We start from the raw sequence: 26,003 nt of genomic DNA on the forward strand, positions 1-26,003 counted from the left end.
CGGCAGAAGCGGTTGACCGGTTTTGCCTGACGAAGCTTCATACTTTTAAGAGTTTTTAACAAATTGCCTGCAATCTTTAACGCCATTCACAGGGAGTTGTATGCGCAAGGATTATCTGGCGTTCTTTGTTTCACTGTTCCTGTCGCGGCTGGCGGACCAGATCCTGCTGTTTATCGTGCCGCTGATCGTGTTCCAGACCACCAACAGCGTTTCCTGGGCGGGGCTGGCGTTCTTTATCGAGTCGCTGCCGCGTTACCTGGCCTTCCCGGTGTGCGGCGCATTGTGCGACAAGTTCTCGCCGGTGCGCATCCTGCATATCAGCCAGGTTTACCGGGCGCTGGCGTGTGTGGTGGCGGTGGCGTTGTACGGCGTGTTCGACGGTATCTATTGGCTGGTAATCCTATCGGCGCTGTGCGGGGTGTTGACGACCCAAGGCATCATGGCGCGCGAAGTGGTCATGCCGCATATCTTCAAGCATTACACCTATGCCAAAACCTTGTCCTACTCACAAATCGCCGACCAGAGCGGCCTGGTACTGGGGCCGTTGGTGGCGGCGTTGATGCTGCAGGTCTGGGCCTGGCATTGGGTGGTCATTGGGATTGCCGGGCTGTTTGTGCTGGCGGACTTGGCGATGCTGGTGTGGCAGCGCAACACCACGGTCAGCCTGGAAAGTTTTGAGCAGCACCAGGATATCTGGCTGCAACCGCTGCGCATCGCCTTTGGGCATATCCGCAACCTGACGGAGTTGAAGCGGGTCATTACCCTGGCCGTGGGCGTTAATTTGATCATCGGCGTGACGCTGGCAACGTCCGCCGCCATGGTCACTGGCCTCTACGCTGCCGGCAAGGATGCCTACGCCCTGCTGCAGGCTGCCGGCGCGGTGGTGACTATCGTCATTCTGTTTTACTTGGCGCGCGCAACCCTGCCCTTGAAAATGCTGGGAGGGCTCTCCTATGCAATGATTGCGGCAGGCGCACTGATCATGGCGATCAGCCCCAACCTCTGGGCGTATACCCTGGGCTTCCTGCTGATCACCGGCTTCGACAAGATGTTCAATGTGTACATGCGCAGCACGCGTCAACGGGTGATTCCGGTGCAGGACTTTGGCAAGACCGTGGGCGTTATCACGCTATTCAACAACTTGGCCCAGCCATTGGCAGGCCTGGCGATTGCCGTGCTGGCAGCGCCACTGGGTACACAAACGGTGATCCTGCTGCTGGCCGGGATCACCGCACTGCTCGGCGTGGCCGTCGCTTCAGGCTGGCACGCCACTGTGAAAGCGGAACTCGATGTCGGGTGATTCGATCAGTTCCTGCTCGGCCGCCCTCACCCGCTCGATCACCTGGGCGACGTCTTTGGCGTCGCCGTACTGGTAGGCCAGTTTCAAGTAACCCTGAAAGTGCCGGGCCTCGCTTTTAAGCAAACCGAAGTAGAACTTGCCGAGTTCTTCGTCCAAATGCGGCACCAGTGCTTCGAAACGCTCGCAACTGCGCGCTTCGATAAAGGCGCCGACCACCAGCGTATCCACCAGTTTGACCGGCTCGTGGCTGCGCACCACTTTGCGCAAACCTGACGCATAACGGCCGGCGTGCAGTTGGCGCAGCTCGACTTTGCGCTTTTTGATCAAGCGCATGACTTGCTCGTGGTGCACCAGCTCTTCGCGGGCCAGGCGCGACATCATGCTGATCAGGTCAACATGGGCGTGGTACTTGGCGATCAGGCTCAGTGCGGTGCTGGCGGCTTTGAATTCGCAGTTCTTGTGGTCGATCAGCAGGGTTTCCTGATCGGCCAACGCAGCCTGGACCCAGGCGTCGGGGGTGCGGCAGCCGAGGAATTCGTGGATTTCGGGCAGGTTCATCGGGCTCACGGGCAAAAGGATCACAAAAGGGCGCCGATTATACCGACCCCGTCGCAGACCACCAGCCGCCGGCTTTGATGTGCATCAACATGACGCCTGGCGAGCAGCAACTATAGTTGTCCAAGGCCCCTTTTTCCCGTCTCTGGAGATCCGTCCATGCAAGCCATTCGCAGCATCCTGGTGGTCATCGACCCCGAGCACTCGGAAAGCCTGGCCCTCAAGCGCGCCAAGCTAATCGCCGGCGTTACCGGCGCGCACCTGCATTTGCTGGTCTGCGACAAGAAACACGAGCATTCGGCATTGCTGAGCCTGCTCAAGTCCGGCTTGCAGGAAGACGGCTACAACGTGAGCACCGAGCAAGCGTGGAACGACAGCCTGCATGAAACCATCATTGAGGTGCAGCAAGCCGAGGGCTGCGGCCTGGTGATCAAGCAGCACTTTGCCGACAGCCCGCTGAAGAAGGCGCTGCTGACGCCGGCGGACTGGAAACTGTTGCGCTACTGCCCGACGCCCGTGCTGCTGGTGAAAACCTCCACGCCGTGGGCTGGCAAGGTTGTGCTGGCGGCGATTGACGTGGGCAACAACGACAGTGAACACCAGGCACTGCACAACACCATCATTGACCACGGGTTCCAAATAGCGAGCCTGGCCAAGGCGCAATTGCACGTGATCAGCGCCCATCCGTCGCCCATGCTGTCGGCGGCAGACCCGACCTTCCAGCTCAAAGAAACCATCGAGGCGCGCTATCGCGAGCAGTGCAAGGCGTTCCAGGTCGAATTTGACGTGGATGACGCGCACCTGCACATCGAAGAAGGCCCAGCAGACGTCTTGATCCCCCACGCGGCGCATAAATGGCAGGCGGCGGTGACCATCATCGGCACCGTGGCGCGCACCGGGATTTCCGGGGCGTTGATTGGGAATACGGCGGAAGTGGTGCTGGATGCGGTGGACAGCGATGTGCTGGTGCTCAAGCCGCAGGAACTGATGGATCACCTGCAAGAGCTGGCGACCAAGGCCTGACCCAAACCCTTCATACAGTGAAGATCATTGTGGGAGCTGGCTTGCCTGCGATAGCCATTGGTATCTACGCAATTTTTTGTGTTGCGTTAAGTTTTTGGCGGGTTTAGGTAGATTGAGTACATATCCGTTGCTGCGGTAACGGCTTCGTAGGGTTCCGCCCTTACGGCGGGTCACTTTTGGAAAAGAGCCCCAAAAGTAACCAAAAGGGCTCTTGCCCCACCACTCGGTGCCTCGCCTAGGCTCGGCATGCCCTCACTCCGGCTTGAATCCGTGGGCCGCCGCCATGGGCCATCCTTGGCCCATCGCGGCTAACCCGGCGTCCTGCCGGGTTACCCACGGATTCAAGCCTGCGTTCGGCCATCGTGGTTTAACGGGGCGCCTAAGATCAAGATCAAAAGCAAGAGCACGGCGGCCTAGTAGCCGACCTGAGTGGTTGAAGCAAAAGCAGGGCAAAAACAGAGCAGAAGCAGAGCACCACCCTATCTAACTGATGTAATGAGATCCCAATGTGGGAGCGAGTTTAGCTGCCTGCACCGTGGCACTCTGTTTTTCTGTGGGAGCTGGCTTGCCTGCGATGCAGACACCTCGGTGTATCAGGCATAACCAGTTGATGCCATCGCAGGCAAGCCAGCTCCCACATTAGATTGAGTTCAGCCACTAAGATCAGGTCGGCTAGCAGGCCGCCTCGGTTTTGCTTTTGATTTAACCACTCAGGTCGGCTACTAGGCCGCCGTGCTCTTGCTCTTGATCTTGATCTTAGGCGCCCCGTTAAACCACGCTGGCCGAACGCAGGCTTTGGAGCGGGGGTAAACCGGCAGGACGCCGGTTTAGCCGCGATGGGCCAAGGATGGCCCATGGCGGCGGCCCCCGCTCCAAAGCCTGCGTGAGGGCACACCGAGCCTAGGCGAGGTGCCGAGTGGTGGGGCAAGAGCCCTTTTGGTTACTTTTGGGGCTCTTTTCCAAAAGTGACCCGCCGTAAGGGCGGAACCATACGAAGCCGTTACCGCAGCAACGGATATGTACCCAGCGCCCCCCGCGACAACCAAAGAATTCAACCCATAAAAAGATGTGTAGATACCTAATGCGGCGATCCAACAAGCCAGCCCCCACATTGACCGCCTCAGTCAGCGTCCCAGCGCGTCTTTCAAAAAGCCCGGGGCGATATAGCGCTGGTAATGCGCCTCCGACAGGATAAAAAACTCCCGATCAATCGCATCGCGCAGTTCCGGCAACGCCCAATCGCGAAACTCCGGCATCAGCACCATGCCATAGGCCTCCAGGTTGGAAATCTCCCGCGCACCGCGGGCGATCAACTGGTAGGCCCAGCAGTATTCGGACTGGTGCGGCACAAAGCGAATCTTGCGCTGCTCCAACTGCCCGCGCAGCATCTTGGGGTCGAAAACCTCCAGTTTGCCGGCCATCACCTGCACCAACAGCTGCTCAAGCCGCAGCCATACCGCACGTTTTTCCTCTTCGTTATAGCCGTTCCACTGGATCACTTCGTGGTGGAAGCGCTTGCAGCCTCGGCATACCAGATCGCCGTAGACCGTGGAGCACAGGCCGACGCAGGGGGTCTTGATGGTTTGGTTGGACATGGGCAGCGGCACACAACTCAGCGAAACGATGCGTCATGTTAGCCCTTTGTCTAAGGTTGATCACCCAGCAAACTTGGTTAGGCAACTTACCTTTAGATTTTTTTTGCCGTAGAATCATCCGGCCTTGTAAGGCGCCAATAATCCGCTGGAAGCTGTTTTCAAAGCGTCACGAGCACAGTCGTTCCTTCAGAACGGTGTTGGCGATGGTTATTACCCGGTAGGTAAATGCCAGCGCCAACCCTCATCAGCTCCGTTCTGCAGGCGTAAAACTTTGAAAGCAGCTTCTGTGAGGAATGCCGGCAGCGCTGGCTTTGCGGCCCAAAAAGCCCCCGAGCGCATGCGTGCCGTTCATTTCTGGATGAGCGTCCCGTGGGACCACTGATGAGGGTAATAACTGTGCTTGAAGCCTACCGCAAACATATCGAAGAGCGTGCAGCACTGGGTATCGTTCCCCAGCCGCTTAACGCCGAACAAACCGCAGGCCTGGTCGAGCTGCTGAAAAATCCCCCGGCTGGCGAAGAAGAATTCCTCGTTGACCTGATCACCAACCGCATTCCACCAGGCGTTGACGAAGCTGCCTACGTCAAGGCCGGTTTCCTGTCTGCCCTGGCCAAGGGCGAAGCCACTTCCCCCCTGATCGACAAAAAACGCGCTGTTGAACTGCTCGGCACCATGCAAGGCGGCTACAACATCGTGACGTTGGTCGAGCTGCTGGACGACGCCACGCTGGCGCCTGTCGCTGCTGCCCAACTCAAGCACACCCTGCTGATGTTCGATGCGTTCCACGACGTGGCCGAAAAAGCCAAGAACGGCAACGAACACGCTAAAGCCGTGCTGCAGTCCTGGGCTGACGGCGAGTGGTTCAAGAACCGCCCGACCCTGGCCGACAAGATCAGCCTGCGCGTGTTCAAGGTCACCGGCGAAACCAACACCGACGACCTGTCCCCTGCCCCGGACGCCTGGTCCCGCCCTGACATCCCGTTGCACGCCCTGGCCATGCTGAAAATGGCGCGCGAAGGCATCGTGCCGGACGAGCAAGGCAAGACCGGCCCGATGAAGCAGATCGAAGAGATGCGCGGCCAAGGTTTCCCAATCGCCTACGTCGGTGACGTGGTCGGTACTGGCTCCTCGCGTAAATCGGCAACCAACTCGGTACTGTGGTTCTTCGGCGACGACGTTCCTTACGTGCCGAACAAGCGTGCTGGCGGTTTCTGCTTCGGCAGCAAGATCGCTCCAATCTTCTACAACACCATGGAAGATGCCGGCGCACTGCCAATCGAGTTCGACGTTACCAACATGAACATGGGCGACGTGATCGACCTGTACCCGCATGCTGGCAAAGTCTGCAAACACGGCACCGATGAAGTCCTGACCACCTTCGAAATGAAGACCCCGGTACTGTTGGACGAAGTCCGTGCCGGCGGCCGTATCCCGCTGATCATCGGCCGTGGCCTGACCGAGAAGGCACGTACTGAACTCGGCCTGCCGCCTTCGACCCTGTTCAAGCTGCCGGAAGCTCCGGCTGAGAGCGACAAGGGCTTTACCCTGGCGCAGAAAATGGTGGGTCGCGCATGCGGTCTGGCAGAAGGCAAAGGCGTTCGTCCTGGCACCTACTGCGAGCCGAAGATGACCACCGTGGGCTCCCAGGACACCACCGGTCCTATGACCCGTGACGAACTGAAAGACCTGGCGTGCCTGGGCTTCTCGACCGATCTGGTGATGCAGTCGTTCTGCCACACCGCGGCTTACCCTAAGCCGATCGACGTGACCACCCACCACACCCTGCCTGACTTCATCATGACCCGTGGCGGTGTATCGCTGCGTCCAGGCGACGGCATCATCCACAGCTGGCTGAACCGCATGCTGCTGCCGGACACCGTCGGTACCGGTGGTGACTCCCACACCCGTTTCCCGATGGGCATCTCGTTCCCGGCCGGTTCTGGCCTGGTCGCATTTGCCGCAGCCACTGGCGTTATGCCACTGGACATGCCGGAATCGATCCTGGTGCGCTTCAAAGGCAAAATGCAACCTGGCATCACCCTGCGTGACCTGGTTCACGCCATTCCTTACTACGCGATCCAGGCTGGCCTGCTGACTGTAGAGAAGAAAGGCAAGAAGAACGCCTTCTCCGGCCGCATCCTGGAGATCGAAGGCCTGAACGACTTGACGCTGGAACAAGCTTTCGAGCTGTCCGACGCCTCGGCTGAACGTTCGGCTGCCGGTTGCACCATCAAGCTGTCGAAAGATTCGGTTACCGAGTACCTGAACTCCAACATCACCCTGCTGCGCTGGATGATCGGCGAAGGCTACGGCGATGCACGTACCCTGGAACGTCGTGCCCAAGCGATGGAAGCCTGGGTTGCCAACCCTGACTTGCTGGAAGCCGATGCCGACGCGGAATACGCTGAAATCATCGAGATCGACCTGGCTGAAATCAACGAGCCAATCCTCTGCGCACCAAACGACCCGGACGATGCCCGTCTGTTGTCCAGTGTTGCCGGCGAGAAGATCGACGAAGTGTTCATCGGTTCGTGCATGACCAACATCGGTCACTTCCGCGCGGCCGGTAAGTTGCTGGAACAGGTCAAGGGTCAGCTGCCAACCCGTCTGTGGCTGTCGCCGCCGACCAAGATGGACGCTCACCAACTGACCGAAGAAGGCTACTACGGCATTTACGGCAAAGCTGGCGCGCGCATGGAAATGCCGGGCTGCTCGCTGTGCATGGGTAACCAGGCACGGGTAGAGCCGAACTCGACCGTTGTGTCGACCTCGACCCGTAACTTCCCGAACCGTCTGGGTGATGGCGCTAACGTTTACTTGGCTTCGGCTGAGCTGGCGGCAGTCTCCTCCACCCTGGGTCGCCTGCCGACCGTCGAAGAGTACATGGGCTACGCGGCCAAGCTGGACACCATGTCCGGCGAAGTTTATCGCTACCTGAACTTCGACCAGATCGCCGAGTTCCGTAAAATCGCAGCAAGCGCAAACATCCCGGTGCTTCAAGCCTAAGGGTGTGTTGATGTAAAAGACGCCGCGTATCGCAAGGTACGCGGCGTTTTTTTATGCCTGGAATACAGCCTCCACCCCAAAACACCTGTGGGAGCGGGCTTGTCGGCTCGCCACAGAGGGATGTGACGCTCTGCGTCACGCTCAGCACACTCAGGGCCGGGTCTGCAGCGCCAACTGCACAGCGCCGTCAACGCTCAACCCACTGAGCAGGACCTGTGGCGCAACCGCTTCCGGCAAGGCTTGCAGCACTTCCAGCGCCTCATGCCGTACGCGCGCCAGCACCAAGCGCTTGCCCTCCCCGCGCACCTGCGCAAAAAACGCCGCCAGCGCTTCGATACTGGTGCCGTCCAGGTCGGGCGACTCCTCCAGGCTCAGCACCACCGTCTCGACTTTTGACTGACGCATCAGGCGCAACGCCGCACCCAGGATGCGCTCGGCATTCGCAAAGAACAGCGCCTCGCTGGGCCGCACGATCAACAGGCCGGGCACCGCCACTGCATCGGCATGATGCTGACAATCAACAAAATCATGACTGTCGCCCAGGCGCCCAAGCACCTGGATTTCGGCCGCCGACATCTGGCGTAGCATCAGCACCACGCTGATCGCGACCGACACCAGCAAGCCATCCAGCACGCCCAGCACCAACACCGCCGCCACCGCACAGATCACCAGCAACCGGTCGCGCCGCCACACAAAGTAGCGCCCCAGGGGCTGCAGGCTCAAACCACGGCCCAACGCGTAGATGACGATAGCCGCAAGCACCGGCTCCGGCGTCAACGCGACATACGGCAACACCGTCAACACGATCACCAACACCACCAACGCCGCAACGATGCCGGCAAAACGCGAGCCCGCGCCGGCCGCCTCATTGGCCGAGGTTGCCGAATAGCCCGCGCCGGCCGGCATGCCGTGAAACAACCCGGATATCAGGTTCGCCGCACCCAGCGCCAGTAAGTCACGATTGGATGACACCCGGTCGCCATGTTTAAGCGCGAACGAACTGATGGAGCCGTAGGACTCCGCATACAAGATCATGACCAAGGCAAACGCCAACTCGCCCAGGCGCAGCCAATCGGCGAATGGCAGAACCGGCAAATGCCCCAACTCCAAACGCAGGTCGATCATGCCGATCAAGCCCACACCGTGGGCCTGCAGATCCAGGTACTGCCCGGCGATGATTCCCAGGATCACCACCAGCAGCCCGCCCGGCAGGCGCGGAATACGCGCGCACAGCCACAACACCACCAATGCCGCCGCCGCGACCAGCGCCGCCGCCCAGTTCCAACGCGGTAGCTGCTCCATCAGCTGCGGCAGAAAACGGATCAGGTTGTTGTCGCTCAGGTGCACACCGACCACGCTGGCCAGCTGCTTGAGGATGATGGTCAGCGCCAGGCCGAAGGCAAACCCGCGCAGTACGGGTTTAGCGATAAACGACGTCACGCCGCCGAGCTTGAACAGCCCGGCCAGCAAGAAGAGTACCCCAGTGATCAGCACCAGCCCGAATGCCAGGGACAGCCTCAGCGCGGGATCATCACCCGCCAGACTTGAAGTGGCTGCCGCCAATACCGCCGCCGAGGACGAGGTGGCCGAGACAATTGCAAAACGGCTGGTGCCGAACAGGCCGTAACACACCAGCCCGGCAAACAAAGCGATAACACCCGCCTGGGGCGGCAGCGCAGCGATGCTGGAATACGCCACGGCTTCGGGCAGCAGCAAACCGGCAATGGATAAACCGGCGAGGATGTCTTGTGTACGATTGTTCGGTGCAACAGCCGGCGGAATGCTTTCAGTTTTCAATCGAACCAACCCATCCTGGCAAATAGCGTGCTTCCTGGCTGCGCGCCAGGGTCATGGCCTTACCCAGCAGCTTGGCGTTTAACTGGCTGACCACATCGCTGCCAATACGGCTACGGAAGAAATCCGCCCACAGAAACTCGCTGAACGGTGTCGCGTCCTTGGCGTAACCACCGGCCGTGCGCAACAGGCCCGCGAGGCTGCGGTAAGGGTCGTCCTGCAGGTCAGTAATCTTGCGCGGAATGGCTTCATAGGTACGCCGCAGGCCGCGCGCATCATAGGGGTGCACCCATTGATTGAACGCCATGACATTCCAGAACGTGCTGCGCTCCACGAACGATAAGTCCTTGAGCATCAGCAGCGACACGCTTTTGACGTCTTCCAGCAACAGCGCCAGGCCGAAATGGTGATGGTCGGTGATGTAATAGCGCCCGTCCGGCCCCAGTACACAAGGAAACCAGTGCTTGTCGAGCGCAGCGGCGCGCTCCTTGCGCTTGAGCTTGGTCCAGGCTTCACGTTTGCTGGCGACTTCAGCCATGCCCACCGTCAATTGAGTGGGGTGCAACTTTTCCAGCTTGCTTGTGACCAGTTGCGGACGGGGCCGGGCCATGAGTGTCTCCAAAAGGGAACCAATAAGCCGACAGCTTAGCCCGCATTGCCGGGCCGATTTTTTCGTACGCAAAAAAAAGCCGATTCGCGCAGTACGCGAATCGACCTTGTTGTGTGCAACCCGCTACAACAGATCCTTTGTGGCGAGCGGGCTTGCCGGCCCGCTCGCCACAACAGCGCTCACAAGCAGCCCATGCTGCCTTCAGGACAGCAGCGAATAGATCAACGCAGTAATCGCGACCAGGCCTACGGCGGTGACAAACACGTTGGACGCCTGCCCACGGTACTTGGCCATGGCCGGCACCTTGCGGATCGCGTACATCGGCATCAGGAACAGGATCGACGCGATGATTGGGCCGCCCAGGGTCTCGATCATGCGGAGAATGCTTGGGTTGAGCGTGGCGACGATCCAGCACACCACCAGCATGAAGGCAGCGGTCATGCGGTCCAGGGATTTGGCCGCCGGGCGGCGACCGGTCTTGAGCACCAGGCCCTTGAGGCCTTCACTGGCGCCGATGTAGTGGCCCAGGAACGACTTGGCAATCGCTACGAACGCAATCAACGGCGCGGCGAAGGCGATGGTCGGGTTGTCGAAGTGGTTGGCCAGGTACGACAGGATCGACAGGTTCTGCGCTTTCGCTTCGGCCAACTGCGCCGGCGACAAGGTCAGCACGCAGCTGAACACGAAGAACAGCACCATCACCACCATCAACAGGTGCGCGCGGCACAGGATCTGCGAGCTGCGCTCATCAGCGTTGGCGCCGTACTGGCGCTTCTGGTCCACCGCGAAGGCTGAGATGATCGGCGAATGGTTGAACGAGAACACCATCACCGGAATCGCCAGCCACAGCGTGTTGAGCAACGCCGAGGGGGCCGGGACTTGATTGGCGGTACTGAGGATGCCACCGGTCCAATGCGGGATGAGGTACACCGCCAGGAACAGCAAGGCGACGATAAACGGATACACCATCAGGCTCATGGCCTTAACGATCACTTGCTCGCCACAACGCACCACGGCCAACAGGCCGAGGATCAGCACAAACGCCAGGATCGCGCGTGGCGGCGGCATGATGTGCAGTTGGTGTTCCATAAAGCTGCTGACCGTGTTGGTCAGCGCCACGCTGTAGATCAGCAGGATCGGGAAGATCGCGAAGAAGTACAGCAAGGTGATCAGCGCACCGGCCTTAACGCCGAAATGTTCTTCAACCACGTCGGTAATGTCGGAGCCTTCACGGCCGGACAGGACGAAACGGGTCAGGCCGCGGTGGGCAAAGAACGTCATCGGGAAGGCCAGCAATGCCAGGATCACCAGCGGCCAGAAGCCCCCGAGGCCCGCGTTGATAGGCAAGAACAAAGTGCCGGCGCCGATGGCGGTGCCGAACAGCCCGAGCATCCAGGTAGTGTCCTGGCGGCTCCAGCTTGTGAGGGTTGCAGGTGTCGTTGCATAGCGTTCGTCGACGCTATTGGCCTGATCATTCATCCGGTCGGATCTCCGCATTTCCACAGCCGGGACGAGTCAGAAAAACCTGACAGGCAGCGCCCCAGCCATAACAAGCGCGCGATTGTCCGGGATTCTCGTGAATAAGCAAAGACTTAGCTGAGGAGTGGTTATGCGGTGCGGCCGCTCAAGGGCGGCCGCAGGCGACGGTTTCACACGGTTTCAGGATTTTTGGACTATCTTCACGATCCTAGGTTAGCTGGCCTCGCAACGACAGAAATCTTGGACTTTCTGCCGTATGGAGGGGGAGATGAACCCTTGCGAATCGGTGAAATTGAAGCTTCCCTTTTAAACACCTTCAGCAAAACGGCGTTCAAAAAAGAGCCGACATTTAGAGCCGAAAACTACCCATCTGCTTCGTCAGGTTTTCGGATAGCCCACGCAGCGTACGACAATCTTCGCGACAGCGTTGCACCTCGCTATTGGTGGTGGTTGCAAGGTCGGCGATCCCCTGTACATTACGATTGATCTCCTCTGTTACTGACGATTGCTCTTCCGTGGCAGTCGCCACTTGGCGGTTCATATCGCTGATGTGCTCAATCTGGCTGGAGATAGTTTGCAGCAAGCGGTTGGTACTTTCGCTCGCCTCAACGCCGGTACCGGTGGCTGCTTGGCCAGAACTCATTGAGCTGACTGCGGCCTCCGCGCCTTGCTTGAGGTTCTGGATGATCCCCTGAATTTCGTCAGTAGAACCCTGAGTACGTCCAGCAAGCGTGCGCACCTCGTCAGCAACAACCGCAAAACCTCGGCCCATCTCCCCTGCCCTGGCAGCCTCAATAGCAGCGTTCAGGGCCAACAGATTGGTCTGCTGCGATATCCCACGAATAACGGCCAGCACCTGATCAATCGTCGCTATTTGTTCGGCCAACGCACTGACCGATTTTGCTGCATGGCCAATGCCGTCGGCCATTTGCTCGATATGCACCGTCGAACTGCCAACCATTTGGCTGGCCTGTTGAGCTTCGGAGCGAGCGCTGTTTGAGGCCTCCGCTGCGCTGCTGGCATTACGTGCAATCTCTTGCACCGTCAGGCCCATTTCATGCACCGCCGTGGCGACCATATCGGTCATCTCATTTTGCTGCACCGCTCTCTCGGCCGTCCCTTCAACAACCTGCGTGACTTGGCCAACCGCGACATTGAGTTGTGCGCTGGTTACCAGTGCTTGGCCGATCAGCTCCCTGAGCTTTGTACTCATCACCCGGACACTAGACATCGCGCTATTGGCGGGCGCGTCGGGAATCAGGACCCCGAGGTTGCCATTGGCGATTTCGCTCAAAATCTTATCCAGCACAGCGGGTGTACCACCCAGTTGCGCTAGCATTTGCTTTCGCCCGAGCATAACCAACAGAGCAATTTCCAGGATCAACGCCAGGAGCACGGCAATAAACAGGTTCTGGAACAGAGACAGCGTATTATCCGCGACGGTGACCTGTTGATCGGTACGTTCCTCCACCAAGCCGAAAAACTCGTCAACGGGCTTCATGATTTGCCCTTTGAACTGGTGATATTCGCGGCCGTGCAACAGGTCACGCGCCAACGCCAAATCAGGTGCAGCGTTGATTGAGTAAGTGCCCTGAGGGTCAATGAATTTACCTTTGACGGCATTCATTGCCTTGGTTTCAAGCTGGACCAAACCGTCGGATTTATCCTGAGCCTCTTTAAGCCTCGCAAACTCGGCATCGTTGAAGCCCGCACGACGCATGAGCTCATTCAATGCAACTGTTTCACCATCTGGCCTTGGTTTCAGATTACCGGCAGCAACAAAATCCCAGTAGATTCGATGGTATCCCTCAGGTCTAGGGGCTTTACCGTTGCGGATCTGCAGAACCTGCAGGTATTCGCGTTCGTACTCAGGATCGGCCGTGACGGCATAAGTTCGGGCCAGCCGCGTCAGGTCATCAGAACTCTGCCGCAACTCATCTGCCAGTAAGTAAGAGTGGTAGCGCTTTTCGCTGGAGACCAATAAGTCCTTGGAGGAGAGCTTTATCGAGTAAAACGTATAAACCAAAGCCACGAATGTTATGGCGATCAGAATCAACAAGCCGTAAAGCGTCCGCGATGTTTTAGCTGCGTTCATAGCGCTATGAGTCCTAGGGAGGGGACAAAACCAAGCCACACAACGGCGGCAATTCTCGGATCATTAGCAGAAGCTATGCAGTGACATGTCGGAGTCTAGGCGCAAGTCGGGTGCTCAGGTAATTTTTAATTCATGAATAGTTGCAACCATCACTTGACAACGCAGCACTAGGACGCGAAAAGATTAATAGTGAGGTATTAGGCGCCTATTGAAGACATAGCGATTGCTGAGTAGGTATTTTCAGCACGCTTCGATGTGATCCCACTGTTGGGTTGACCACGCTGTTCGGCCTGTCAAACCGGTGGAGGGCTGGAAAACAGCTGCTGGGTATGGGCGAGTTGCGCACTTAACACGGAAGGCCTGGCGAAAACGCCCTTAATACATGGCGCATCGGCCGCGTTTTCCACCTGCCGACGCGGTGCGACACGTTTATCGGAGCCCCCCTTATAACTCCAAACTTTCAAAAAGAGCCAAATAAAAAATTCAGACATACTTTTCCAAACCAAGAATCCGCAACAACAGCTGTATATACATGTTACGGAAATACACATACCTGTTGAGCAGCGTCTGAGTTCCTAACTACTCCCCAACCCTCACCGAGTGCAAAAAAATGATTCTTATTTAACACTTTTAGGCGTTCTAACAATACAAAGACTCACTACGGTTTTTGCCGGACTGTTTCTTGCTGGAATATTTAGCTCACCCGAAATTTACGCAAAACAAGGGGAGCCAGGATCAGACGTCTATACGCTGGCCTCTTCCCCTTAGTGGTTGACCACCAAAGTCTGATAACGCGGTCATGTTAACGGTGTTTCTTAAACATGATCAGTCACGGCCGTTAAGCGCACTGAAAGCACAACTGGCCAAGCAGGAGTTTCACACAGTATTTCCTCCTGCCGGAGTGGAAGTCGTCAGTTGGAATATAACCATGGGCATCGGGCAGGTCATCGTCCCGCGCCTGGCAGAAGTCACCCTGGCGCGTGCGGCACGCGGCAGTGGCCCGTCAGACGAATTCCTGGAAGCCACACGAACCAAGCTGCTGCCCGTGAAGAATTCGGAAGCGACCGTTGACAGCCGTGCGACCACGCCAGCATGATCGGGCCATGAACCTTATTCAGCTGTGCCTCACTCGCACCACCACCACGACCGCTTATGGCGGGTCGTGCGGTTGCTGTGGGTGCTTGAGCTAGAAACATCCCGGATACAACCCAAGGCCCCGCCAGCAATGGACGGGGCCTTTTTATTGCCCCGCCACCTGGCCACTGCAAGGAGCAAGACCATGGCAAACGCCCTGCTGATCATCGATATGCAAAACGGTTTATACGATGGGCCGGACAAACCCTTCGAACGCGAGCGCGTGCTGGGTACCATCAACCAACTGATCCAGCGCGCCCGCACAGCCAACGCGCCGATCTTCGTGGCCCGCCACACCGGCCCGGCAGGTTCACCGATTGAAGCTGGCAGCCCTCTCTGGCAGCTGTGGCCGGGGCTGAATGTCGACGCGGCACGCGACCATCTGTTCAATAAAACCCGCCCCAGCTGCTTTTGGGGCACTGATTTGGCGCAGCAATTGGCGGCGAAGCAGGTCGATGAATTGGTGATTGTGGGGATGAAAACGCAGTTCTGTGTCGACACCACTTGCCGAGTAGCCGTGGAACTTGGGTTTTCGGTCATATTGCCGGAGGATGGCCATACCTGCATGGACACCCCGCTGCTGTCGGCCGAGGCAATCATCGCGCATCACAATGCGACCCTGGCGGGGGCGTTTGCGAAGCGGGTGACAGCGCGAAGTATTGAGTTCTAACTAACGACCCTCTGCGGGATTTTTACGACTGAACAAAACGTTCCGTCTTACAAATCCCGCATACTCATCCTCTCAAACCCTTCAGGAAGAGCCTTCCGATGACCACCACTGTTCTGGTCCTGGTTGAAACCATCAACGAATACCTGCAAATCATCGAGAGCAATGATTTTCATGTGATTCTGGCGCCGACGCCGGCGGAACGCGCCCAGGCGATCAAGGCCCACGGTGGGCAGATCAAGGCGGTGCTGACCCGTGGCCCGCTGGGGCTGTATGCCGAGGAAATCGCCGCACTGCCGCTGCTGGAGATCATCTGCGTGATCGGTGCCGGCTACGAGCATGTGGACCTGCAGGCGGCGAGCAACCGTGGGATCGTGGTGACCAACGGCGCCGGGGTGAATGCGCCGTCGGTGGCCGACCACGCCATGGCGTTGCTGCTGTCACTGGTGCGCGGTATTCCCCAGAACGACGCGGCCGTGCGGCGCAGCGAGTGGCCAAAGGTGATGCGCCCTTCCCTGGGCGGCAAGCAACTGGGCATTCTGGGGCTCGGCGCGGTGGGCATCGAGATCGCCAAGCGTGCGGCCCTGGGCTTCGGCATGGAGGTGAGTTATCACAACCGCCAGCCCCGCGATGATGTGGACTACACCTACTGCGCCACCGCCGTGGAATTGGCGCGCACCTCGGATTTTCTGATACTGGCCACGCCCGGCGGTGCGAGCACCCGTCACCTGATTGATCGCCACGCCTTGGACGCGCTGGGGCCGAACGGCTACCTGGTGAACATAGGGCGCGGCAGTGTGGTGGTGACCGACGATCTGGTGGCAGCTCTTGAGCAACGGCGTATCGGCGGTGCAGCGCTGGACGTGTTCGACGACGAACCCAAAGTGCCCGACGCCCTCAAGCGCCTGAGCAATACCGTGCTCACCTCGCATGTCGCCGGCCTGTCGCCGGAAGCCGCCCACGACACCGTGCAGCGCGTGGCTGACAACTTGGTGGAGTATTTCGCCGGTCGGCCCGTGCTTACACCCGTAAACCTGCCGCCACGCAAACAATAGCGTTTAGCCAGCACCGACGCGAAACCTGACTACACTGCTCTGCGGGTATGCTCAGGACGTCGGTGCATGACCGGCGAAGGAACGCAGAATGTTTGGCCATGGACTCGGCCCGGCCCGCCAACGCGGGGCCATCGGCTTGATCGGCGCGGTTACCCTTGGGATCGCGCTGTTGTTTATGTTGCTGGTGGTCGACAGCGGCCGCTTGTACCTGGAGAAGCGCAAGTTGCAGCGCGTGGCCGATACGGCGGCGCTGGAAGCGGTGAGCCGCAGCGGCAAGTGCGCGGCGCCGACTAACAATGCCACGCAGTTTGCGACTGAAAGCGCAGCGCGCAACGCCTTCAAGGTCGACGCCAATCGCACATTGGCTGTCGCCTGCGGCACCCTGGCCACCGGTGCGGACTTTATGCGCACCTTCAGCGCCGACCCCGCCAAAACCGATGCCATCCGGGTGATTGCCACCCACCGTGTGCACACCAGCCTCGCCCATGGCTTGCTCATGCTGTTCTCGGCTAAACCCATCACCATGATGACGCTCTTGAGCGCCACGGCGGTCGCCGCCGCGCCGACTCCGACGGTGGCATCACTCACCGTGCGCAGCACTTTGCTGACCGTGGACAGCACCAAGTCCGTCGCCCTCAACGCCCTGATCGGCGGCTTGCTGGGCGGCACGTTGCAACTCGACGCGGTGGGCTGGAACGGCTTGATCAACACCAATATCAGCTTGCTCAAGTACCTGGATGCCTTGGCCATCCGCTTGAACGTCAGCGCCGGCAACTACGACCAGTTGCTCAAGACCGACGCCACCGTCGGCCAGTTGATCCAGGCCGCCATCGATGTACTCAAGCTGGGCGGTGACGCGGTCAAGGTGGTGATCAACAACCTGGAAGCCATCAAACTGATCGCGCCGGGCACGCAGATCCTGCACTTGGGCGACCTGATCAACATCCAGAACGGCACGGACAAAAGTGCGCTGGATGTGAAGCTGCAACTGTTCAACCTGATTCAGGGCTTCGTGCAGCTGTCGAACAAGGCCAGCGCGGTCGCCGTGGAACTGCCGGTGGATGTGCTGGGGCTGATCGGCGTCACCGTCAGCACCAAAGTGATCGAGCCGGCGCAGCTCTCAAGCATCGGCGACCCGAAGAACATCGCCACACAGCCCATCTTTGTCCGTACCGCTCAAGTGCGCACCCTGATTTCGGTGAAGTTACCCATCGTCACGCTGGTCAACAATGTGTTGGGTGGCGTGGTGCAAGCGCTGAATGACGTGCTGGGCGGCCTGTTGGGGCTGCTTGACCCCAATTGTTGCCTGGTCACCAGCCTTGAAATCGGCGACAAACTCGACATTGCCCTGGAAGCCGCCGGTGGCAGCGCCAAGGTCAGCGGCTACAGTTGCGACGGCGATAACAAGGCACTGTCGGTGCTCGGTGAAACCTCGGCCTTACGCGCGATGATTGGCCAGGTTGATCCCAAGAATCTGTTCTCGTCCACCCAAACACTGCAAGTCGACGAGTACCCGGTGGTGGATATCGGCACCAAGACCTGCAAGCGCGGCACGGGACTCTGTGGCGACCGACAGGCATTCGCGGCCGGCGGGCTGGGCATCCGCGTCGACAGCAGTGTGGCCCGGACCCAACGCGCACACACCTACACCCACCCGCCGGCGGTGAATCAGCCACCGACGTATTATCAGTTCGCCGCCTCGAATGTGGTCAGCAGCCTGAGGGAAACACTCACCGGCATCCAACTGATCAACCACCCGCCGAAAATGGCCAGCCTGTTGGGCGTCGTGCTGGGCATCGTCACAAGCCTGCTCAACGGCTTGCTCTCGACCCTGGGCGGGCTGATTGCCGGGCTGCTCGGCCCGCTGCTCGACCCCATCGTCAACAACCTGCTCGCCGGCCTTGGCATTGACCTGGCAAAAGTTGAAATCGGTGCCAACCTGTCCTGCAACCCCGGTGGCCGGGCGATGCTGGTGATTTGAGCACATCAGGCCCGCTGATCATCATCCAACACGCTAACCTATTAAGCCGCCCCGACCTTGTCGCTGGGCGGCGGTGCGCATTAGATTAGCCAATAGTCCAAGGCCTTTAGAATAAGCAGAAGGGATAAGCATGGCGCTTAACGACCAATCGACCCAGATTCGCCCAGGCGAAGAACTTGATGCCAGCCTCATCGATCCCTACCTCAAGGCCCATATCCCGGGCCTGCATGGCACGGTCAAGATCAGCCAGTTCCCTGGCGGTGCGTCCAACCTGACTTACTTGCTGGAGTACCCGGGCCAGGAATTCGTGTTGCGCCGCCCGCCCTTTGGCCACAAAGCCAAGTCCGCCCACGACATGGGCCGCGAGTACCGCATTCTCAACCAGCTTAAAGACGGCTTTCCTTATTGCCCCAAAGCCTACGTGCATTGCACCGATGAATCGGTCATCGGTGCCGAGTTCTATGTGATGGAGCGGGTCAACGGCATCATCCTGCGTTCCGACCTGCCGCCGGAACTGGGCCTGGACGCGACCAAGACCGAAGCACTGTGCAAAAGCTTTATCGACAAGTTCGTCGAGCTGCATCAGGTGGATTACGCGGCCTGCGGCCTGGCCGACTTGGGCAAGCCCGAAGGCTACGTAGAACGGCAGATTCGCGGCTGGAGCGACCGCTACGAAAAAGCCCTGACCCCCGACGCCCCGAGCTGGGAAGCCGTGCGCGCCTGGCTCAATGACAAGATGCCGGCCGACCACCCGACCTCCAGCATCGTGCACAACGACTACCGCTTCGACAATGTGATCCTGGACCCCAATAACCCGATGCAGATCATCGGCGTGCTGGACTGGGAACTGACCACCCTGGGTGACCCGCTGATGGATTTGGGCAACACCCTCGCCTACTGGATCGAAGCCGCCGACCCGGCCCCGGTGCAACTGATGCGCCGCCAGCCGAGCAACGCCCCCGGCATGCTCACCCGCCGCCAGTTCGTCGATTACTACGCAGAGCGCTCCGGCATTCAGATCGACAATTTCGACTTCTACTACACCTACGGCCTGTTCCGTCTGGCCGGCATCGTGCAGCAGATCTACTACCGCTTCTTCCACGGCCAGACCCAGGACAAACGCTTTGCACAGTTCATCCACATGAACAAGCTGCTGGAGCAAATGAGCCTGAATGTCATCGGTAAATCCGCACTCTGACGGCAAGAACTCTATCTTGAAGAACAAGGAACCCCACATGTCCAAGACCCACCTGTTCGACCTCGACGGCAAGATTGCTTTTGTGTCCGGCGCCAGCCGCGGTATCGGTGAAGCCATCGCCAAACTCCTGGCCCAGCAAGGCGCCCACGTGATCGTCTCCAGCCGTAAGCTGGAAGGCTGCCAGCACGTGGCGGATGCGATCATCGCCGACGGCGGCAAAGCCACCGCCGTGGCGTGCCACATTGGTGAAATGGAGCAGATCACCCAGGTGTTCGCCGGCATCCGTGAACAGTTCGGCCGCCTGGATATCCTGGTCAACAACGCCGCGACCAACCCGCAATTTTGCAACGTGCTGGACACCGACCTGGGCGCGTTCCAGAAGACCGTGGACGTGAACATTCGCGGCTACTTCTTCATGTCGGTGGAAGCCGGCAAGCTGATGCGCGAGAACGGCGGCGGCAGCATCATCAACGTGGCGTCGATCAACGGGATTTCCCCGGGCGTGTTCCAAGGCATCTACTCGGTGACCAAGGCCGCGGTGATCAACATGACCAAGGTGTTTGCCAAGGAATGCGCAGCGTTCGGCATTCGTTGCAACGCCCTGCTGCCGGGCCTGACCGACACCAAGTTCGCCTCGGCGCTGGTGAAGAACGATTCGATCCTGAAGATGGCCCTGGCGCAGATCCCACTCAAGCGCGTGGCCGATCCCAGCGAAATGGCCGGCGCAGTGCTGTTCCTGGCCAGCGATGCCTCCAGCTACACCACCGGTGTGTCGCTGAATGTGGACGGCGGTTTCCTGTCCTGATCAAGCGTTCGGCGGTTGCCGACGAAAACTCACCGCCAGGCGGTTCCAGCCACTGATGCTGGACACCGCCATGATCAGGTCCACCCGTTCCTGCTCGCTGAACTCCACGCGCACCGCCGTAAACAGTTCATCCCCGACGCTTGAGCGTCGGCAACGTTGCCACCGACTCGCTCCAAGCCAATGCGGCCTTCTCCCGCGCGGTAAAAAGGCGATAACCTACAAGGTGGGTGAATCGTCTTATGAAAAAGCTGAGGTGCTGACGCCGCTTGCGCGGTAACCCCCACACCACAAGGTCAATGTGGGAGCTGGCTTGCCTGCGATTGCGGTACATCAGACACAGATGCATGAGCTGCCCCACCGCTATCGCAGGCAAGCCAACTCCCACCGTTTGAATGGTGCTGGGTACGAGGGCTCAGGGCCGTTTGAACTCCCGCCGCAGTTGCTCGATCAGCGGTCGGCAAGCACAGCCGTCCAAGTGATCATTGACCATCCCCATCGCCTGCATCAGCGCATACATCGTGGTGGGGCCAACAAAGGTCCAGCCGCGTTTCTTCAAGGCCTTCGACAAACGCACCGAAGCCGGTGACGTCGGATTACCCGTCCAATAAGCCATGTCCACCACGGCCGGGCGCTCCTCCTCGCTAGGCTCAAACGCCCAAACCCACCGCGCCAGCGAGCCAGTTTCATCCACCAGCTCACACGCCCTGCGCGCATTGTTGATGGTGGACACGATCTTCGCCCGATTGCGCACGATGCCGGGGTCCTGCATCAGCCGCTCAATGTCCGCCTCGCCATACCGCGCCACACGACGAAAATCAAAGCCCTCAAACGCCACCCGGAACTGCTCGCGCTTGCGCAAGATGGTGATCCAGGCCAAGCCCGCCTGAAACCCCTCCAGGCAAATCTTCTCGTACAGCTGGATATCATCCGCCACCGGCACGCCCCACTCGTGGTCGTGGTAACGCGGGTATTCCGGCGCCGCTGTGCGCCAGGCGCAATGCGTCTGCCCTGCGTGCGTGGTCAGTCCTGGTCTGTCCATCGATCACCTCGCCAATCTTGCCGCGGATGATAAGCGAAAAAATTTCCAAACCACCAACCGCTCAAGCATCACGCTTACCGACCAACTGGTCAGACCGGAACCTGTCAACCGTTCAATATCTACTTGTGATTTCAAAAAAACCCAGCGTAGACTGGCCACGCACTGGACTTACCGGTAAGACCACAACAATTAAGCCCTGGAACCACCAGGGCACCGAATAGAGATCCCTCCCATGCTCAGATGGTGCTCGCGTTCGATTTTCCTGCAAGTCGTGATTGGCCTGATGCTCGGCATCGCCTGCGGCCTGGCCCTTCCCGAATTCTCCTCGCAACTCAAACCCCTGGGTGACGGCTTCATCAAGCTGATCAAGATGCTGATTGGCTTGATCGTGTTCTGCGTGGTGGTCAGCGGTATTTCCGGCGCCGGCGACTTGAAGAAAGTCGGGCGCATCGGCCTCAAGTCGGTGATCTACTTTGAAGTGCTGACCACTGTTGCGCTGGTGATCGGCCTGATCATGGCCTTCAGCACCGGCATCGGCACCGGCGCCAATATCCACCTGGAGCAATTGTCCTCCGCCGGCCTGAATGAACTGGCTGACAAGGGCCAACATATCCGTGGCACCAGCCAGTTCCTGATGGACCTGATCCCCAACTCGGTAATCGGCGCCTTCGCCGACAACAACGTGCTGCAAGTGCTGCTGTTTTCAGTGCTGTTCGGCAGCGCGCTGAACTTGGTGGGCGAAGCCGCTTCGGGCATCTCGCGGTTGATTAACGAGCTGAGCCACGTGATCTTCCGCATCATGGGCATGATCGTGCGCTTGGCGCCGATTGGCGTGTTCGGCGCCATCGCCTTCACCACCAGCACCTACGGCCTGGATTCGCTGCAACACCTGGGCAGCCTGGTAGGCTTGTTCTACCTGACCTGCTTTGCCTTTGTCGGGCTGGTGCTGGGCCTGGTGATGCGCTTGTCCGGCCTGCGCATGTTGCCGTTGCTCAAGTACCTGCGCGAAGAGTTGCTGATCGTGATGGGCACCGCCTCATCCGATGCGGTGCTGCCACAGATCATGCGTAAACTCGAGCACCTGGGTATTGGCAGCTCAACGGTAGGCTTGGTGATTCCGACGGGGTATTCATTCAACCTCGACGGTTTCTCGATCTACCTGACCCTGGCCATCGTGTTTATCGCCAACGCCACCGGCACCCCGCTGTCGATGACCGACTTGCTGACCATCCTGCTGGTGTCGCTGATTACCTCCAAGGGCGCTCACGGGATTCCGGGCTCGGCGCTGGTGATTCTAGCCGCGACCCTCACCGCCATCCCGGCGATTCCGGTGGTCGGGCTGGTGCTGGTGTTAGCGGTGGACTGGTTCATGGGTATAGGGCGTGCATTGACCAACCTGATCGGCAACTGTGTTGCCACCGTGGCCATTGCCCGTTGGGAAAAAGACATCGATATCCAGCGCGCCAACAAGGTGCTCGACGGCCAACAAGGCTATGCCTTCCAGGCCAAGAAGCCGGTGCTGCCGGCGCATCAAGAGTTTTAAGCGATTTCATAAACAACACAGATCCACTGTGGGAGTTGGCTTACCTGCGATAACGGTGGGTCAGCAATAGAGATGTTGACTGACCGTCAGTCATCGCAGACAAGCCAGCTCTCACACTGGATCGTCACAAGACTCACCATTGTATTTGCACTATCAAGGAGACGTAGACGTGATCAGCACCTCAACCGTCGTCAATTCAGTCGTAGAAAAACTGCGCGCCGCACTCAAGCGCGGCCAGTGGCGGCGTGGCGAAATGCTGCCCGGCCAGCGTGAACTGGCCGAACAAATGGGCATCAGCCGCCCAAGCCTGCGTGAAGCGGTGATCGTGCTGGAAACCCTGGGCCTTGTGCGCTCGATGCCCGGCAAAGGTGTAGTGGTGCTGGAAACCAGCGTCAGCGAACCGCAATCCAGTGACGCCGTGGCCGATGCCAGCCTGGAAGACATCCTGCAACTGCGCTACACCCTCGAGCCGTTCATTGTCGGCCTGGTCGCCCAATCCATCAGCAGCAAGGAAGTCGGCCAATTGCGCCTGACCCTGATGGACATGCGCGAAGCCCTGGATGCCGGTGACGCCGAAGCGGGTATGAACGCCTACATCGGTTTCCACGAAGAACTGTTCGCGCTGACCTCCAACCCGATCTTCCAGAACGTGGTGCAACAGACCAGCAACGCCCTCAAGCAAAGCGCCCAGGTGCTGCGTAACTCGCCCGAACACCTGGCGGAACGCCTGCAGGAAAACGAGGCCGTGGTGCGCGCTATCCGCAACAAGAACAGCGCCCTGGCCAGTGCCGAGATGCGTCGGCACATCCTCCAGGAAGGCCTGCGCATGGGCATTCGCTTGAACATCCCGGACGACCATCTGGGCAGCTGAATTTTTGGAGACAGGCCATGACCGCCCACGCCCTGCAACGCCACCCCATCCTCCCTGCCCTGCGCCTGGTGGCAGGCAAAAAGCCCTCGGTGGATGACATCTACCCGCGCTTGTTCGACGCCATACTCGAACAACGCATCGCGCCCTCCAGCCGGTTTACCGAAGAAGGCCTGGGTGAAACCTTTGGTGTCAGCCGCAGTGTTATTCGCCGTGTATTGGCAAAACTGTCTCACCAACAAGTCATCATCCTGCGCCCCAACCAACGCGCTCAGGTGGCAGCGCCGGATGCCCAGCAAACACGGCAGATTCTAGAAGCGCGGCGCCTGACGGAAATCACCGTGGTGCAGCTGGCCTGTGCCCAGGCCACGCCGACGCACATCCGCCAGTTACGCGAACTGATCACCCGAGAGCGTGAGTACATCGAGCGCGACCAACGCGGCCCGGCAATTCGGCTGTCCGGGGAGTTTCACCTGCAATTGGCCGCGATGGCACGTAACGCGCCCTTGGCGCAGTTCCTCAACAGCCTGGTGCCGCTGACCTCGCTGATCATTGCCCAATACGAGGCGCAAGCCTGTACGTATTGTGCGTGGCAGGAGCATGTGGCGATTGTGGATGCGCTGGAGCAACGTGATGTGACTGGCGCGATCAGCCTGATGACCCAGCACCTGGATCACCTGGAAGCGAAACTGCTGAAACTCAACTGACGGTCACCACCGCGTCGTTTTTTTTGCACCTTCAGGTGTCTTCTCGGTTGATCCACTTGGGCACGTTGGGCGCCTGATAACTCAGCACCGCGGCCAGCAAACGCTCCACGTTCGGTTCAACGATGAGCATGTCGCGGTGCACGGGTTTTAGAAATGCCTCACTGACAACCGTGTCGAGGAACGTGGCCAAGCCGTCGTAAAAACCGTTGATGTTGAGCAAGGCGCAAGGTTTTGCGTGCTGCCCGAGTTGCGCCCAGGTCCACACCTCAAACAACTCTTCAAACGTACCGATGCCGCCGGGCAACGCGATAAAGCCGTCGGACAGCTCAGCCATCAGCGCCTTGCGCTCATGCATGGAGCTGACGATCCGCAGGTCTTGAAGGCCGGTGTGGGCCAGTTCTTTCTCGGCCAGGAACTCCGGCATCACACCGATCACTTCACCGCCACTGGCCAGCGCGGCATCAGCCACCGCGCCCATCAAGCCAACCGAGGCACCACCGTAGACCACACCGATACCCGCCTTGGCCAGCGCATGGCCCAGTTGAGCCGCCATCTCCGAGTACACCGGCAACCGGCCCGGGCTTGAACCTGAGAAAATACAAAGTCGCATACAGCCTCGCTTGATCTGGTTGTGTTGGAGTACAGCCCTCATTTAACGACGCTGATGAATCAGCACCAGGCCTATCCGCTCACGGCAGGCTACCGCATACATGACGTAATCGCACAACAGGGTTTATACGATAGAAAGGTTTTTTGCGTATTTACTGACAGCACAGATGACCAACTATCCGCACAATGCGGGCACTCCAGAAAGCCTTACACGCCGGTGAATACCTCTATGCATGCCCTGACCTTTACGCTAATCGCTGCCTTGTTCATTCCCTTTGCACAAGCAGGTGAGAAGGCCGCGACCGACACTCATGTCATCACCGATGCGAACCCTGTGTGGTTGCTTGAACGGCCCTACCCAGAAGGCCCGATGTTGGCCGCACGTACCTTTGGTGGCAGCGCTTACGGTGATCACCATATGAAGGCTAACCTTGTGATCAGCTGTCACCCGCAGAACCCAAACGCTGGCCTGTCGCTGGAGATCATCCCGCAATTACTGGGCTGGGACGTCGACCCATTTGAAGGCAAGGATGCCAGCGCAAATGGGCCACTGAGTATCACGACAGGCACACGCGCCGCCGTCGAACACATGGTCAGTGGCGTCTGGAATTACGGCGGGATGTTCCAGATGGGTTTGGTCTTTGAGCTCAGCACCTCTGTCCCGCGAGAGGAATTAGCCTACTGGGCCACCGATGCCTCGCGCGGGCAAACCCTGACACTTTCGTTGGCCCCCGCCACTGAGGGCGGCAAGCCGCTGACGGCATCGTTCTTATTGCCAGCAAACAACAACGGGTTGAAGAAAGCCATCCAGCCTTGCCTGGGCCCTGCTGGCGCGGCTACACGCTAACCTGTTGAGATCAAAATGTGGGAGCTGGCTTGCCTGCTCCCCCCGTTGACCCCGTTGTTTGATAAATCGTGTTCCAACAAAAAGCCCCCGCAT

General features: G+C 59.2%; 20 protein-coding genes and 1 pseudogene. 13 read left to right on the plus strand and 8 right to left on the minus strand.

Translation table 11 applies throughout. The features are described from left to right. Positions 1 to 100 precede the first annotated feature (100 nt). Positions 101 to 1,300 (plus strand): MFS transporter, encoded by a 1,200-nt coding sequence (locus K0P33_RS17930; RefSeq protein WP_242150173.1) that lies wholly within the window; start codon positions 101 to 103, stop codon positions 1,298 to 1,300. Here K0P33_RS17930 and miaE read toward each other — a convergent pair. Beyond that, positions 1,256 to 1,858: a tRNA isopentenyl-2-thiomethyl-A-37 hydroxylase MiaE gene (gene miaE, locus K0P33_RS17935; protein ID WP_083358633.1), complete on the minus strand. Its 603-nt coding sequence runs from the start codon at positions 1,856 to 1,858 to the stop codon at positions 1,256 to 1,258. The two genes, K0P33_RS17930 and miaE, sit on opposite strands and share 45 nt — an antisense overlap. 156 nt (positions 1,859 to 2,014) lie before the next feature. Between miaE and K0P33_RS17940 the strand changes: the two genes are divergently transcribed. Further along, the gene (locus K0P33_RS17940) at positions 2,015 to 2,878 is read left to right on the plus strand and encodes a universal stress protein (protein ID WP_094953184.1); all 864 of its coding nucleotides are present in this window, start codon (positions 2,015 to 2,017) and stop codon (positions 2,876 to 2,878) included. Positions 2,879 to 4,002: 1,124 nt separating this feature from the next. Here K0P33_RS17940 and K0P33_RS17945 read toward each other — a convergent pair. Beyond that, positions 4,003 to 4,473, minus strand: a complete 471-nt coding sequence (locus tag K0P33_RS17945) for a DUF1289 domain-containing protein (RefSeq protein WP_242150176.1) — start codon at positions 4,471 to 4,473, stop codon at positions 4,003 to 4,005. A 396-nt stretch (positions 4,474 to 4,869) separates the two neighbouring features. Here K0P33_RS17945 and acnB point away from each other — a divergent pair, with 396 nt between their 5' ends. Next, positions 4,870 to 7,479 carry a bifunctional aconitate hydratase 2/2-methylisocitrate dehydratase gene (acnB, locus tag K0P33_RS17950; protein WP_094953657.1) on the plus strand — a complete coding sequence of 870 codons (2,610 nt, stop codon included), beginning with the start codon at positions 4,870 to 4,872 and terminating at the stop codon, positions 7,477 to 7,479. Positions 7,480 to 7,629: 150 nt separating this feature from the next. Here acnB and K0P33_RS17955 read toward each other — a convergent pair whose 3' ends face one another. The 4 genes from K0P33_RS17955 to K0P33_RS31345 form a co-directional block, all read right to left on the minus strand. Continuing rightward, positions 7,630 to 9,276, minus strand: coding sequence for a SulP family inorganic anion transporter (locus K0P33_RS17955; protein ID WP_242150179.1), 1,647 nt, complete (start codon positions 9,274 to 9,276; stop codon positions 7,630 to 7,632). Further along, a complete protein-coding gene (locus K0P33_RS17960; RefSeq protein WP_242150182.1) occupies positions 9,266 to 9,883 on the minus strand; it encodes a ParB-like protein in 618 nt (205 codons plus the stop codon). Before K0P33_RS17960 ends, K0P33_RS17955 begins: the two co-directional genes overlap by 11 nt. A gap of 201 nt (positions 9,884 to 10,084) precedes the next feature. Next, entirely contained in the window at positions 10,085 to 11,362 is a 1,278-nt protein-coding gene (locus K0P33_RS17965; protein WP_242150185.1) for a serine/threonine transporter, read from the minus strand. A 349-nt stretch (positions 11,363 to 11,711) separates the two neighbouring features. Beyond that, on the minus strand, positions 11,712 to 13,457 hold the full coding sequence (locus K0P33_RS31345) for a methyl-accepting chemotaxis protein (RefSeq protein WP_083358639.1): 1,746 nt from the start codon (positions 13,455 to 13,457) through the stop codon (positions 11,712 to 11,714). 784 nt (positions 13,458 to 14,241) lie between these two features. Between K0P33_RS31345 and K0P33_RS17975 the strand changes: the two are divergent. The 6 genes and pseudogenes from K0P33_RS17975 to K0P33_RS18000 all read left to right on the plus strand — a co-directional run. Further along, a pseudogene (locus K0P33_RS17975) lies at positions 14,242 to 14,436 on the plus strand (hypothetical protein); the annotation flags it as partial. Positions 14,437 to 14,736: 300 nt separating this feature from the next. Beyond that, positions 14,737 to 15,261 (plus strand): cysteine hydrolase family protein, encoded by a 525-nt coding sequence (locus K0P33_RS17980; RefSeq protein WP_242150187.1) that lies wholly within the window; start codon positions 14,737 to 14,739, stop codon positions 15,259 to 15,261. A gap of 98 nt (positions 15,262 to 15,359) precedes the next feature. After that, positions 15,360 to 16,313 (plus strand): 2-hydroxyacid dehydrogenase, encoded by a 954-nt coding sequence (locus K0P33_RS17985; protein WP_094952743.1) that lies wholly within the window; start codon positions 15,360 to 15,362, stop codon positions 16,311 to 16,313. A gap of 88 nt (positions 16,314 to 16,401) precedes the next feature. Further along, positions 16,402 to 18,294 (plus strand): pilus assembly protein TadG-related protein, encoded by a 1,893-nt coding sequence (locus K0P33_RS17990; protein WP_242150189.1) that lies wholly within the window; start codon positions 16,402 to 16,404, stop codon positions 18,292 to 18,294. A gap of 130 nt (positions 18,295 to 18,424) precedes the next feature. Next, on the plus strand, positions 18,425 to 19,492 hold the full coding sequence (locus K0P33_RS17995; protein ID WP_242150191.1) for a phosphotransferase family protein: 1,068 nt from the start codon (positions 18,425 to 18,427) through the stop codon (positions 19,490 to 19,492). Positions 19,493 to 19,529: 37 nt separating this feature from the next. Next, on the plus strand, positions 19,530 to 20,297 hold the full coding sequence (locus K0P33_RS18000; RefSeq protein ID WP_094952746.1) for an SDR family oxidoreductase: 768 nt from the start codon (positions 19,530 to 19,532) through the stop codon (positions 20,295 to 20,297). Positions 20,298 to 20,709: 412 nt separating this feature from the next. Here K0P33_RS18000 and K0P33_RS18005 read toward each other — a convergent pair whose 3' ends face one another. Then, positions 20,710 to 21,336: a DNA-3-methyladenine glycosylase I gene (locus tag K0P33_RS18005; protein WP_242150193.1), complete on the minus strand. Its 627-nt coding sequence runs from the start codon at positions 21,334 to 21,336 to the stop codon at positions 20,710 to 20,712. A gap of 217 nt (positions 21,337 to 21,553) precedes the next feature. Here K0P33_RS18005 and K0P33_RS18010 point away from each other — a divergent pair, with 217 nt between their 5' ends. The 3 genes from K0P33_RS18010 (at position 21,554) to K0P33_RS18020 (ending at position 24,454) form a co-directional block, all read left to right on the plus strand. Further along, on the plus strand, positions 21,554 to 22,879 hold the full coding sequence (locus K0P33_RS18010; protein WP_176462990.1) for a C4-dicarboxylate transporter DctA: 1,326 nt from the start codon (positions 21,554 to 21,556) through the stop codon (positions 22,877 to 22,879). 169 nt (positions 22,880 to 23,048) lie between these two features. Next, positions 23,049 to 23,750 carry a FadR/GntR family transcriptional regulator gene (locus tag K0P33_RS18015; protein ID WP_094952749.1) on the plus strand — a complete coding sequence of 234 codons (702 nt, stop codon included), beginning with the start codon at positions 23,049 to 23,051 and terminating at the stop codon, positions 23,748 to 23,750. Between the two features lie 17 nt (positions 23,751 to 23,767). Further along, complete coding sequence (locus K0P33_RS18020) at positions 23,768 to 24,454, plus strand: GntR family transcriptional regulator (protein ID WP_242150196.1); 687 nt, start codon at positions 23,768 to 23,770, stop codon at positions 24,452 to 24,454. Positions 24,455 to 24,485: 31 nt separating this feature from the next. Here the strand turns inward: K0P33_RS18020 and K0P33_RS18025 are convergent, their stop codons facing one another. Beyond that, on the minus strand, positions 24,486 to 25,064 hold the full coding sequence (locus K0P33_RS18025) for a TIGR00730 family Rossman fold protein (RefSeq protein WP_242150199.1): 579 nt from the start codon (positions 25,062 to 25,064) through the stop codon (positions 24,486 to 24,488). A 21-nt stretch (positions 25,065 to 25,085) separates the two neighbouring features. On the opposite strand from K0P33_RS18025, the gene K0P33_RS18030 reads away from it, so the two are divergent. After that, positions 25,086 to 25,910, plus strand: coding sequence for a hypothetical protein (locus K0P33_RS18030; RefSeq protein WP_242150202.1), 825 nt, complete (start codon positions 25,086 to 25,088; stop codon positions 25,908 to 25,910). The last annotated feature ends 93 nt before the right edge of the window (positions 25,911 to 26,003 follow it).

It is taken from the genome of Pseudomonas sp. ArH3a, from assembly GCF_022648765.1.
Classification (GTDB): domain Bacteria; phylum Pseudomonadota; class Gammaproteobacteria; order Pseudomonadales; family Pseudomonadaceae; genus Aquipseudomonas.